At 76.8% G+C, this 11060-nt stretch carries 12 protein-coding genes; 8 read left to right on the top strand and 4 right to left on the bottom strand.

The window, feature by feature from the left end:
- Nucleotides 1-11: 11 nt before the first annotated feature.
- Genes mftC through mftA form a run of 3 tightly spaced genes read right to left on the bottom strand, consistent with a single transcriptional unit; the run spans nucleotide 12 to nucleotide 1610 of the window.
- Nucleotides 12-1223, bottom strand: coding sequence for a mycofactocin radical SAM maturase (gene mftC / locus AFB00_RS13905; protein WP_068797584.1), 1212 nt, complete (start codon nucleotides 1221-1223; stop codon nucleotides 12-14).
- A complete protein-coding gene (gene mftB / locus AFB00_RS13900; RefSeq protein ID WP_083275515.1) occupies nucleotides 1220-1534 on the bottom strand; it encodes a mycofactocin biosynthesis chaperone MftB in 315 nt (104 codons plus the stop codon). Before mftB ends, mftC begins: the two co-directional genes overlap by 4 nt.
- On the bottom strand, nucleotides 1524-1610 hold the full coding sequence (mftA, locus tag AFB00_RS33230) for a mycofactocin precursor MftA (protein WP_068797582.1): 87 nt from the start codon (nucleotides 1608-1610) through the stop codon (nucleotides 1524-1526). The genes mftB and mftA overlap by 11 nt, the downstream gene beginning before the upstream one ends.
- A 136-nt stretch (nucleotides 1611-1746) precedes the next feature.
- On the opposite strand from mftA, the gene AFB00_RS13890 reads away from it, so the two are divergent.
- The 6 genes from AFB00_RS13890 (at nucleotide 1747) to AFB00_RS13865 (ending at nucleotide 8708) form a co-directional block, all read left to right on the top strand.
- The gene (locus AFB00_RS13890) at nucleotides 1747-2103 is read left to right on the top strand and encodes a DUF952 domain-containing protein (protein ID WP_068797581.1); all 357 of its coding nucleotides are present in this window, start codon (nucleotides 1747-1749) and stop codon (nucleotides 2101-2103) included.
- Nucleotides 2104-2155: 52 nt separating this feature from the next.
- Complete coding sequence (locus AFB00_RS13885; RefSeq protein WP_068797580.1) at nucleotides 2156-3799, top strand: ABC transporter substrate-binding protein; 1644 nt, start codon at nucleotides 2156-2158, stop codon at nucleotides 3797-3799.
- A 169-nt stretch (nucleotides 3800-3968) separates the two neighbouring features.
- Complete coding sequence (locus tag AFB00_RS13880; RefSeq protein WP_335726571.1) at nucleotides 3969-5510, top strand: ABC transporter substrate-binding protein; 1542 nt, start codon at nucleotides 3969-3971, stop codon at nucleotides 5508-5510.
- Nucleotides 5507-6466 (top strand): ABC transporter permease, encoded by a 960-nt coding sequence (locus AFB00_RS13875; RefSeq protein WP_068797579.1) that lies wholly within the window; start codon nucleotides 5507-5509, stop codon nucleotides 6464-6466. Before AFB00_RS13880 ends, AFB00_RS13875 begins: the two co-directional genes overlap by 4 nt.
- Nucleotides 6463-7254 carry an ABC transporter permease subunit gene (locus AFB00_RS13870; protein WP_068797578.1) on the top strand — a complete coding sequence of 264 codons (792 nt, stop codon included), beginning with the start codon at nucleotides 6463-6465 and terminating at the stop codon, nucleotides 7252-7254. Before AFB00_RS13875 ends, AFB00_RS13870 begins: the two co-directional genes overlap by 4 nt.
- Nucleotides 7251-8708 carry an ABC transporter ATP-binding protein gene (locus tag AFB00_RS13865; RefSeq protein ID WP_231974375.1) on the top strand — a complete coding sequence of 486 codons (1458 nt, stop codon included), beginning with the start codon at nucleotides 7251-7253 and terminating at the stop codon, nucleotides 8706-8708. The genes AFB00_RS13870 and AFB00_RS13865 overlap by 4 nt, the downstream gene beginning before the upstream one ends.
- Here AFB00_RS13865 and AFB00_RS13860 read toward each other — a convergent pair.
- Nucleotides 8662-9024 carry a hypothetical protein gene (locus AFB00_RS13860; RefSeq protein WP_068797577.1) on the bottom strand — a complete coding sequence of 121 codons (363 nt, stop codon included), beginning with the start codon at nucleotides 9022-9024 and terminating at the stop codon, nucleotides 8662-8664. The two genes, AFB00_RS13865 and AFB00_RS13860, sit on opposite strands and share 47 nt — an antisense overlap.
- Before the next feature lie 133 nt (nucleotides 9025-9157).
- Between AFB00_RS13860 and AFB00_RS13855 the strand changes: the two genes are divergently transcribed.
- Together AFB00_RS13855 and AFB00_RS13850 are read left to right on the top strand one after the other, a co-directional pair.
- Nucleotides 9158-9535: a hypothetical protein gene (locus AFB00_RS13855; RefSeq protein ID WP_068797576.1), complete on the top strand. Its 378-nt coding sequence runs from the start codon at nucleotides 9158-9160 to the stop codon at nucleotides 9533-9535.
- Nucleotides 9532-11058: an ABC transporter substrate-binding protein gene (locus AFB00_RS13850; protein ID WP_068797575.1), complete on the top strand. Its 1527-nt coding sequence runs from the start codon at nucleotides 9532-9534 to the stop codon at nucleotides 11056-11058. The genes AFB00_RS13855 and AFB00_RS13850 overlap by 4 nt, the downstream gene beginning before the upstream one ends.
- The last annotated feature ends 2 nt before the right edge of the window (nucleotides 11059-11060 follow it).

Here is an 11060-nt window from a genome sequence, read left to right as displayed (position 1 = left end):
GCAGGTCCGTGTCAGCTCCCCGCGGCCGGTGCGTACCCGGCCAGGGGGCTCTCGTCGCACATCCGGTCCGGCCGCCCCGGCGGTGGGGCCAACGTCAGCATCGTCGGCTGCTTCGGGGTGCGGGAGTTGCGCGGAGCCGACCGCGAGTGGTCGACGTCGGAGCGCGGGACCACCGTCGCGGCGTCCCGGGCCGCGAGCATCTGCTCGCCGTAGCCCTGCACGCACTCCGGGTCCGGGCCGTCCAGCGGCAGGCCGGTGAAGAACTTGGCCGCCATGCAGCCGCCCTGGCACGCGTCGTAGTGCGCGCAGGACATGCAGGCGCCACCGGTCTGGGGCTGGCGCAGGTCCCGGAACAGCTCGGAGTTCGCCCACACCTCGGCGAAGCCACCCGGCGACCGGACGTTGCCGGCCAGGAAGTTCTCGTGGATCGCGAACGGGCAGGCGTAGACGTCGCCGACCGGGTCGATCAGGCAGACCACCCGGCCCGCACCGCACAGGTTCAGCCCGGGCAGCGCCTCGCCGTAGGCCGACAGGTGGAAGAACGAGTCGCCGGTCAGCACCTGGTCGCCGTGCGCGACCAGCCAGTCGTAGAGCTCGCGCTGCTGGGCCTGGGTCGGGTGCAGCTCGTCCCAGACGTCGGCGCCGCGGCCGGACGGGCGCAGCCGGGTGATCCGCAGCTGGGCCCCGTACTTGTCGGCGATCGCCTTGAACTCGTCGAGCTGGCCGACGTTCTCCCTGGTCATGACGACCGAGATCTTCGGCGCCGCGAACCCGGCCTCGGCCAGGTTCTCCAACGCGGTGATCGCGGTGTCGAACGACCCCGGCCCGCGGACGTGGTCGTTGACCTCGGCGGTCGCGCCGTCCATCGAGATCTGGATGTCGACGTAGTCGGTCGCCGCGAGCTGCGCGGCGCGGGCCTTGTCCAGCTTGACGCCGTTGGTGGAGAACTTCACGCCGACGTCGTGCGCGATGGCGTAGTCCAGCAGCTCCCAGAAGTCCGGGCGCACGGTCGGCTCGCCACCGCCGATGTTGATGTAGAAGACCTGCATCCGCTGCAGCTCGTCGATCACCGCCTTGGCCTCGGCGGTGCTCAGCTCGCGCGGGTCGCGCCGGCCCGAGCTGGACAGGCAGTGCACGCACGCGAGGTTGCACGCGTAGGTGAGCTCCCAGGTCAGGCAGATCGGTGAGTTGAGGCCGTACTGGAAGTGGTCGACCAGCTTCATGAGCGCACCTCGACGATCGTCTTCGAACGCAGCAGTCCGGCCAGTGCCTTGAGGTAGGCCTCGTGCTGCGCCGCGGGGACCCCGGCGGCCTCGACGGCGGAACGGGCGTCCGGGTGGTTCTCCAGACCGCGGACGACCTCGACGAGCTCGGGGGTCTTCAGGAACGACAGCTTGCGGGTGACGAAGTCGTACACCAGGGCGCCGAACGGCTCCGGCCGCAGCGAGACGTTCTCGCTGAGGCGGTACGGGGCCGCGGGATCGAACGGCGATCCCGCGGCCGGCACCGCGGTGTCGACGGCGTCAGTAGACACCGCACATTCCGTCGATCGAGACCTCCTCGACCAGGGTCTCCTCGACCAGCGCGTCCTCGTTCGGGTGCTCGCTCATGGGGCTACCTCCACCAGAAGTGGCCGCCCCGCCGGCCGACGGTGGCAGCGCGTCCGACGTTATTGGCACTCGGTGCCGGAATGCAAGGAATCGCACCGCCGCCCGTCCGTTCGGACGGGCGTGCATCCTGGTCGTCATGACGGTCCTGCTGCACCTGTGCACCCCGGCCGAGCGCACCGCCTACGAGCTCGCCGGCGAGATCGCGCCCGCCTCGCTGGCGGAGATCGGCTTCGTCCACCTGTCCACACCGGAGCAGGTCGCGCTGCCCGCCCAGCGCCTGTTCGCCGGCCGGACCGACCTGCAGCTGCTCGTCCTCGACCCGGCGGCGATCGCCGGTGCCGGTGTCGAGGTCCGCTGGGAGCCGGGGGTGCCCGGCGACCCGGAGTCGATGCGGTTCCCGCACGCCTACGGCGCGGTCCCGGCGTCCGCGGTGCGGGCGGTGCAGCCGTACCGGCCCGGGCCGGACGGGTTCACCGAGCCGGAGATCGGCTGACCCGGGTACCCACCGCACCGCCCGGCGGGGCGGGTTCGGCACCCTGGTACCCGTGCCGCTGTCCCGACGCTCGTTCCTGCGCGCCACCGGCGCGGCCGCGGCGCTGGCCGGCATCCCGGCGCTCGCCGCCTGCGGGGCGCCCGCCGACACCGCGGCGCCCCGGCTGACCGTCGCCTTCGCCGGGCTGGACCTGACCCCGGTGCCCGACCCGCACCAGGTCTGGCGCCCGGTCGACCGGGCCAGGGCGGCCGCCGTGGCGGACACCCTGCTGGTGTGGGGCCAGGACATGACGCCGCAGCCGCACCTGGCCGCGTCCGTGACGCCGGACCGGACCGGGGCCCGGTGGCGGGTCCGGCTGCGCGAGGTGATCGCGCACGACGGTCGCCCGATCACCGCGCCGGACGTGCTCGCGTCGCTGCGCCGGGTCGCCGATCCCGGCACCGGGGCGACCGCGGCCCCGCTGCTGTCCAACCTGGACCCGGCCGCGAGCAGGGCGCTGTCCCCGACCGAGGCCGAGCTGGTCCTGTACACACCGGACTACCTGTTCCCGCTGGTCCTGGGCGCGCCGGGCACCGGGATCGTCCGCGACGGCCGCGGCGGAGCCCCGGTCGGGACCGGCGCGTTCCGGACCGGGACGGACCCGGGCGTGCTGCTCCGCCACGACGCGCACTGGCTCGGCGCCGCGCGCTCGCCCGAGCTGGTGTTCCTGGTCGACGACGACGAGGAGAACCGCTACCAGTCCCTGCTCGACGGCCACGTCTGCTACGCCCACGACCTGTTCCCGCACAGCGTGCGGCGGATCCTCGGGCGCACCGGGACCGAGATCGTGTCGACGCCCGGCTCGGCCACCCGGTTCCTGGAGGTCGGCAGCGGACGGCCGCGCCGGGTCGGCGCGGCGGACCTCGGCGGCCCGGACGCCGCGGGCCCGGCCGGGGAGTCCGGTTCCGTCCTGGACGACCCGCGGGTGCGGGAGGCGGTGCGCCTGGGCCTCGACCGGACCGAGCTGGTCCGCACGGTCCTGCTCGATCTCGGCACGCCCGGCGACGACCTGTTCGGGCCCGGCCTGGCCCACCATCCCGGCGGGGTTCCGCCGGTGCAGCGCGACGTCGGCCGGGCCCGCGAGCTCGTCACCGCGGCCGGGGCGGCCGGCACGACCGTGCCCCTGCTGTTCGACCTGCTCGATCCGCTGTCCCGGCCGGCGGCCGAGGTCGTCGTCGAGCAGCTGGAGGCGATCGGCCTGGTCGCCGAGCCCCGCGAACCGGAGCCGCCCGCGGCGGACCCGGCCTCCGGGCCGGGCGCCGCACCGGGCGAACCGGTCGCGGCACCACCGCCCGTGACACCGGCTCCCGCGGCACCACCGGGGCCGGGGATCCGGTTCCGGCGGGTCCCCGCACAGCCGGTCCCGCTGTTCCTGCGCGACATCGCGAACGGCACCCCGGCAGCGGCGGGTGCCGACGACCCGTCCGGCACCGGGCGGGCCGACGTCGCCGAGCTGCTCGCCGCCGCGGCCGGTTCCCCGGACGAGCGGGACCGCGACACCGCACTGCGCCGGGCCCAGGTGCTCGTCCGGGACGCGGCGACCGTCTGGTCCGACGGCGACGAGCACGTCGGGATCTCCGCCGACCTCGACGGCGTCGAACCGGCCCGGCCGGACACCGGGACCTGGGCGCGGTTCCACCGGGTCCGCCTCGGGTGAGCACTGCTGCGACCGATGGGCAGGAGCCGCACGTTCGCACTTGAATCCCGCCGACGTCCGTGATCCCGTTCAGGTGATCCGACGACCGCGGCGGTCCGTCGCGTGCTGCGCGCGGTCGCACCGGCCGGTTCGGCACCCGCACCGCAGCCGTCGTGGAGGAGTCCGGACCGTGCCGAGGACCCACCGTCCGAATCTCCTGCTGACCCGCCGTCGCCTGCTCGGCGCGGCGGCCGCGCTCGCCGCCGTCCCCGCGCTCGCCGCCTGCGGCGGGGCCACCGGTACCGGTGGGCGGCTGCGGGTGGCCTTCCCCGGCGGCGGGAGCCGCGAGACGCTGGACCCGCACGTCGTCCCGCAGTTCGTGGACCAGGCGCGGGCGAAGGCGTGCTTCGACACCCTGACCGGCTGGACCCCGGAGATGACCGCCGAACCCCGGCTCGCGGAGTCCTTCGAGCCGGACGCCGGCGGGACCCGGTGGCGGTTCCGGCTCCGGGCCGCGACCTGGCACGACGGCCGCCCGCTCACCGGCGAGGACGTCCTGTTCACGCTGCGCCGGATCACCGACCCGGCGACGACCGCCACCGCGGCGGCGCTGTTCAGCCCGGTGGACCTCGCCGCGAGCCGGGCGAGCGGGCGCGACGTCGAGATCGTGCTGCGGGCGCCGAACCACCTGCTGCCGCTCGCGTTCGGCGCGCCGGGTACCGAGATCGTCCCCGCCGGGACGACCGGCTTCACGAACCCGGTCGGCACCGGGCCGTTCCGGTTCGTCTCGTTCACCCCCGGCGGCGCGTGCGTCTACGCCCGCAACGACGCGTACTGGGACGGGGCACCGCCGTCGCCGGAGCTGGAGTTCACCCCGATCGACGACGAGCAGGCCCGGCTCGGTGCGCTGCTGTCGGGCCAGGTCGCCTACGCCCACGACCTGCGCCCGGCGAGCGCCCGCACCCTCGCGCAGGACCCCGGGCGGGCGGTGCTGCTGTCCGCGCCCGGCGCCACCACGCAGTTCCTCAATCTGCGCGTCGACCGGCCGCCGTTCGCCGACCCGCGGCTGCGCGAGGCCGTCCGCCTCGGCATCGACCGCGACGCGCTGGTCCGGATCGTGCTGCTGGGGACCGGCAGCCCGGGCACCGACCTGTTCGGCCGCCCCGGGCAGCGGTACTTCCCGCCCGGGGCCGTCCCGGTGGCCCGCGACGCCGGGCGGGCCCGGGAGCTGGTCCGCGCGGCCGGTGCCGACGGCACCGTCGTCGAACTGCAGACCTCGACCGTCGACCCGAACTTCGGGCCGGCGGCCACCCTGGTCGCCGAGCAGCTCGCGGAGATCGGGCTGCGGGTCACCCCGCGGGTGCTGGACCCGCAGACCTACTTCACCTCGGCCCGCACCGTCGGCACGTCGTCGTTCACCCGGACCGGGACGCTCCCGATCCCGGACTACATCGGACGGCGGCGGCTCACCGGCGCGACCGAGAACCGCTACACCGGGTTCGCCAGCGCCGAGGTCGACCGGCGCTACGCCGCGGCCGTCGCGAACCCGGACGAGGACGGCCGGGCCGCCGAGCTGGTGCGGATCCAGGAGATCCTGCGGGCCGGCTCCGGCGCGCTGGTCTGGGCGGCGAGCGACTGGCACGTCGGCGTCGCCACGGGCGTGAGCGGGATCGCGAACGCGACGCCGAACAGCCTGCGCTGGGCCCGGTTCGACCGGGCGGCGGCCGGATGAGCGCGACCGCACCGGCCGGGACAGCCGCCGCCGTGGGACGGCGGGCCGGGGCCGCCGTGGTCCAGCTCGCGGCCGCCGCCGGGCTGGTGTTCGCCCTCACCACGCTGCTGCCGGGCGACGCCGCGGACATCGTCCTCGGCCCGGACGCGACCGACGACCAGGTGGCCCGGCTGCGCACGGACCTGGGCCTGGACCGGCCGGCCGGGGTACGGCTCGCCGAGTGGGCCGGCGGCCTGCTCCGCGGCGACCTCGGCGACTCGCTGGTCACCGGTCGTCCCGTGCTCGACGAGCTGCTGGACCGGCTCGGGACGACCCTGCTGCTCGGCGGCACGGCGCTGCTGGTGACGGTCCCGCTCGCCGTCGTGCTCGGGGTGGCCGCCGGGCGCCGGCCCGGGCGGCCGGTGGACCGGGTGTCCACCGGCGTCGTCGCCGGGGTGCAGGCCGCGCCGGAGTTCGCGCTCGGGCTGCTGCTGGTGGGCGTGTTCTCGCTGCAGCTGGGCTGGTTCCCGGCGACGGCGGGCGGCGGCTCCCTGCTGACGCCGTCGGTGCTGGTCCTGCCGGTGGTGGTGCTGGCCGCCGCGCAGCTCGGGCGGCTGTCCCGGCAGGTCCGGCTCGGCGTCGTGCAGGCCGACCGCTCCCCGCCGGTGGTGCACCTGCGCCGGCTCGGGCTGCCCGAACGGGTCGTGCTGACCCGGCACGTGCTGCCCGGTGCGGTGGCGCCCGCGGTGCAGCAGCTCGCCAGGGTGGTGGACGGGATGCTCGGCGGCGTGGTCGTCGTGGAGGCGTTGTTCGCGCTGCCCGGGGTCGGGGCCGGGTTCGTCGAGGCCGTCGGCCAGCGGGACCTGCCGATGGTCCAGGGCTACGCGCTGCTCGCCGCGGCGACGACGATCGGGGTCAACCTGGCCGCCGATCTCGTCACCGCGCGACTGGCCCCGGTCCGGGAGGAGCAGCCGTGACCCGGGTGCTCGCCGCGCTGCTGGCCGGGGTCCCGCTGCTGCTGGCGCTGTTCGGGCCGCTGGCCGCGGGCCTGCTCGTGCCCGACGCCGCGCCGGTGCCGCTGCTGGCCCCGGGCCCCGGGCACCCGCTCGGCACCGACGCGCTCGGCCGGGACGTGCTCGCCCTCGCGCTGACCGGCGGGAGCACCGTCGTCGGGCTCACCGCCGGGGCGCTCGCGCTGTCCTACCTGGCCGGGGTCCCGATCGGGCTCGCGCTCGCGGCGACCCGGCGCCGGTGGCTCGCGACGCTGTCGGTGCGGGTGCTCGACCTGCTGCTGGTGCTGCCGTCGCTGCTGCTGCTCCTGGTGCTGGCCGGCACCGGGCGCCGCGGGATCGGCTGGCTGCTGGTGGCGGCGGCGCTGGTCCAGCTGCCGGCCGTGGTCCGGCTGGTGCGCGGGGCCGCCGCCGCCCCGGCGCGGCGGGTGGCGCTGGAGACCATGCAGCTCTCCGGGGAGCCGTGGTGGCGGATCCACCTGCTGGAGACCGGCCGGTTCGTCTCCGGCGCGGTGCTCGTCGACGCCGGTACCCGCGCCGTGCTGGTGCTGACGCTGCTGGCGAGCGCCAACTTCCTCGGCGTCGGCCTGCCGCCGGACACAGTGGACTGGGCGGTGGTGATCGAGCAGAACACGGCGTCGCTGTTCCTGGCCCCGGCCGCGCTGCTGGTACCGGCCGGCCTGCTCATCGCGCTCGCCGCCGGGGCGAACCTGCTGGTGGACCGGGTGGCCGACCGGACCGGGGCGGCGTCGTGACCCCGGCGCTGACCGTGCGGGACCTCCGGGCGACGACCGCCGGCGGGACGGTCCTGCTGGACGGCGTCGGGTTCACCCTCGACGCCGGGCGGGTGCTCGCCGTCGTCGGGCCGTCCGGGGCCGGGAAGTCGACGCTCGGGCTCGCCCTGCTCGGCGAGGCCGGTCCCGGGATCGGACTCGCGGGCTCGGTCCGGGCCGGTGACACCGAGCTGCTCGGGCCCGGCCCGGCGGCGCCGCACCGGGCCGGGGCCGGACGGGTGGGGTACCTGCCGCAGCACCCGGGCGTCGTCCTCGACCCGGTACGGCGCTGCGGGCCGGTCCTCGACGAGCTGGCCGCGATCGGGCACGGGTCCGGCCGCCGCTCGGCGCCCGCCAGGGCCGCCGCGGCCGGGCGCGCGCTGGAGCGGGCCGGGCTGGCCGGTGGGCCGCAGCTCGGCCGCCGGTTCCCGCACCAGCTCTCCGGCGGCCAGCAGCAGCGGATGGCGCTGGCCCAGACCCTGGTCACCGACCCCGCCGTCGTCGTGCTGGACGAGCCGACGACCGGCCTGGACCCGGTGACCACCGGGATCGTCGTCGACCGGCTGGCCGCGCTGACCGCCGCCGGGACGGCACTGGTGCTGCTCACCCACGACCTGGACGTCGCGCGCCGGCTGGCCGACGAGGTCCTGGAGCTCGACGCCGGGCGGCCCGGCCGGCACGGCACCCCGGCCGCCCTGCTCGGTCCCGGCCGGGCCCCGGTGGCCCCCGGCCCGGCGGCCGGCGGGGACCCGGCGCTGGAGGTGACCGGGCTGTCGGTCCGGGCGCCGGACGGCGCACTGCTGCTCTCGGGCGTCGATCTCGCGGTCGCCCGGGGTGGCTGCGCCGGCGTCGCGGGGCCGTCCGGGGCCGGGAAGACGACGCTCGGCCGGGCGCTCGCCGGGCTGACCCCGTCGAGCGGGTCGGTGCTGGTGCACGGCACGCCACCGGGCCCCGACCGGCGGGCGGTGCAGTACGTCCACCAGGACGCACGCTCGGCGTTCCTCGACCACCGGCCGGTGCTCGACCAGGTGGCCCGCCCCGCCGTCCGGCTGCGCGGTCTCCCGGTCGCCGACGCCGTGGCGGTCGCGACCGCGCTGCTGGACCGGCTCGGTCTCGGTGCGGACGTCGTCCGGCGCAGGCCGGGCGGGCTGTCCGGCGGTCAGCTGCAGCGGGCCTCGGTCGCCAGGGCGTTGCTCGCCGGGCCCCGGGTGCTGGTGGCCGACGAGCCGACCTCGGCCCTCGACGCCCGGCACCGCGACCTGCTGCTGGCCGAGCTGGACCGCGAGCGCGACGCCCGGGGCACCGCGGTCGTGCTGATCAGCCACGATCCGGCGGTCCTCGCCCGCACCGACGGGGTGCTGACCCTCACCGACGGGCGGGCCGCCGCCCTCACGCCCCGGCGTGCTCGCGCAGCAGTGCCGCCGTCTCCCGGGTGACCTCGGCGTGCAGCCGGCAGTGCTCGTGGTGCTCGGCGTGCGCCGCGCAGGCGGCCGAGCTGGCCTCGCAGGCGAGCGCCGCCGCCGACGCGGCGGCCCCGGCGACCGTGTCGTCCACCGGCCGGCGGCCCAGCACCCGGGCCGCCGCGGCGCACAGGTCGGCCGCGTCCAGCGCGAGCAGGACCTCCCGCTCCATCGAACCGGTCGCGACCATGGCCGACGCGCAGGCGGTGCTCGCCCGCTCGGCGTCGTGCAGCTTCTCGATGACGGTCGCGGGCGTCGTGACGCCGGCGGCCTCCAGGACGTGGTGGCTCACGGGTCCTCCCTCTCGTCGGTGACGGTCCCGGGTTCCCGGAGCGGCCGCGCGCTACGCCTGCCCCCGCGGCGTGGCGACCACCACCGTTCGCGACTACTGAACACCTCATCAGGTGTGACGTAGTGTGCGGGCCATGCCGGCGACGCCCTCCCTCACCGTGTGCCGGGGGTGCTGCTGCGGCTCCGGCCGCAAGCACCCGGGCGTCGACCACGCCGGGCTCCTGGACCGGCTGCGGGCCGGGACCGACGGCCACGCCCGGCTCCGGACCAGCGAGTGCCTCGGGCCGTGCGCCGACTCCGACGTCGTCGTGGTCGGCCCGGCACCTGCCGCCCGGCGGGCCGGGGCCCGTCCGGTGTGGTTGCGCCGGGTGCTCGACCGGGCGGCCGTCGACGCGGTCGCCGACTGGGTGCGCGCCGGTGGCCCGGGTGCCGCCGACCGACCGGACGCGCTGGCCGAGCACGTGTTCGCGCCCGGGCTGCGGGCGTCGGACACCGGGCGGGCGGCCGGATGACGCCCGTACCGACGCCCGCACTGAACCGGCGCCGGTTCCTGGCTGCCGGGCTGGGGGCGGCCGGGCTCGTCCTCACCGGGTGCGCCGCCGCACCGGGCGGGTCCGACCGGCTGCGGGTGGCGTTCGCCGGCGGCGGGTCCCGGGAGTCGCTGGACCCGCACGTCCTGCCGCTCTACGTCGACCAGGCCCGGGCCAAGGCGTGCTTCGACACGCTCACCGGCTGGGCGCAGGACATGACCCCGCAGCCCCGGCTCGCCGAGTCCTGGGAGAGCGATCCCGCCGGGCTCCGCTGGCGGGTGGTGCTGCGCGCGGCCCGGTTCCACGACGGCCGCGAGCTGACCGCCGCCGACGTCCTGTACTCGCTGCGCCGGATCACCGACGAGGCCACCAGCGCGATCGCGGCCGCACTGTTCCGCGACCTCGACCTCACCGCGTCCCGGGAACGGGGGCCGCGCGAGCTGGAGCTCGTCCTGCGCCGGCCCAACCTGCTGTTCCCGCTGGCCTGGGGCGCGCCGGGCACCGAGATCGTGCCGCAGGGCACCACCGCCTTCGACGCCCCGGTCGGCACCGGGCCGTTCCGCCTCACCTCCTTCACCCCCGGCGGCCCGGCGCTCTACACCGCGTTCGACGGCCACTGGGACGGCGCCCCGGCCGTCCGCGAGCTGGAGTTCCTCCCGGTCGACGACGAGCAGGCCCGGATCGGCGCGCTGCTGTCCGGCCAGGTCGCCTACGCGCACGACCTCACCCCGGCCGGCGCCGCCCGGCTCGACGGCGACGCCCGGGTCGCGGCGCTGGCCGCACCCGCGGCGGCGCACCAGTTCCTGGTCCTGCGGGTGGACCGCCCACCGTTCGACGACGCACGGCTGCGCGAGGCCGTCCGGCTCGGGATCGACCGGGACGAGCTGGTGCGGATCGCGTTGCTCGGCCGCGGACGCCCCGGCAACGACATGTTCGGCCAGGGGCTGCGCTACTACCCGGAGCTGCCGCAGGTCACCCGGGACGTCGAGCGGGCCCGCGCGCTGGTCACCGAGGCCGGTGCCCGGGGGCTGGCCGTCGAGCTGCAGACCAGCGGGGCCGACCCGAACTTCGACGCGGCCACCGCCGTCGCGGCCCGCCAGCTCGGCGAGATCGGGCTGCGGGTGACCCCGCGGGCGCTGCCCTCGGAGAACTACTTCAAGGCGATCCGGAGCCAGGGCGTGTTCTCCCAGAACAGCACCGGGTCGCTGCCGATCCCGGACTACATCGGCCGCCGGATGCTCACCTCCACCCCGACCTACGACTTCACCGGCTACCGCAACCCGGAGATCGACCGGCTCTACTACGCCGCGACCGGCACCGCCGACGAGACGGTCCGCACCGACGCCTTCCGCCGGATCCTGGAGCTGCTGCGCGCCGGATCCGGCGGACTCGTGTGGGGCGTGCGCGACTGGAACGTCGGCGTCGCGGACGGGGTCAGCGGGATCGAGGCGGCCCGGCCGAACACCTTCGCCTGGGCGAACTTCGCCCGCGCCCGGCTCGGCTGAGC

It is taken from the genome of Pseudonocardia sp. HH130630-07 (assembly GCF_001698125.1).
Lineage (GTDB): Bacteria > Actinomycetota > Actinomycetes > Mycobacteriales > Pseudonocardiaceae > Pseudonocardia.
The sequence above is the reverse complement of the archived record's forward strand: the minus strand, read 5'-3'. Positions and strand labels throughout refer to the sequence as shown.

Coding starts and splice junctions, on each gene's coding strand:
- mftC (WP_068797584.1), bottom strand. CDS start 1,223: ATGAAGCTGGTCGACCACTTCCAGTACGGCCTCAACTCACCGATCTGC.
- mftA (WP_068797582.1), bottom strand. CDS start 1,610: ATGAGCGAGCACCCGAACGAGGACGCGCTGGTCGAGGAGACCCTGGTC.
- AFB00_RS13890 (WP_068797581.1), top strand. CDS start 1,747: ATGACGGTCCTGCTGCACCTGTGCACCCCGGCCGAGCGCACCGCCTAC.
- AFB00_RS13875 (WP_068797579.1), top strand. CDS start 5,507: ATGAGCGCGACCGCACCGGCCGGGACAGCCGCCGCCGTGGGACGGCGG.
- AFB00_RS13855 (WP_068797576.1), top strand. CDS start 9,158: ATGCCGGCGACGCCCTCCCTCACCGTGTGCCGGGGGTGCTGCTGCGGC.
- AFB00_RS13850 (WP_068797575.1), top strand. CDS start 9,532: ATGACGCCCGTACCGACGCCCGCACTGAACCGGCGCCGGTTCCTGGCT.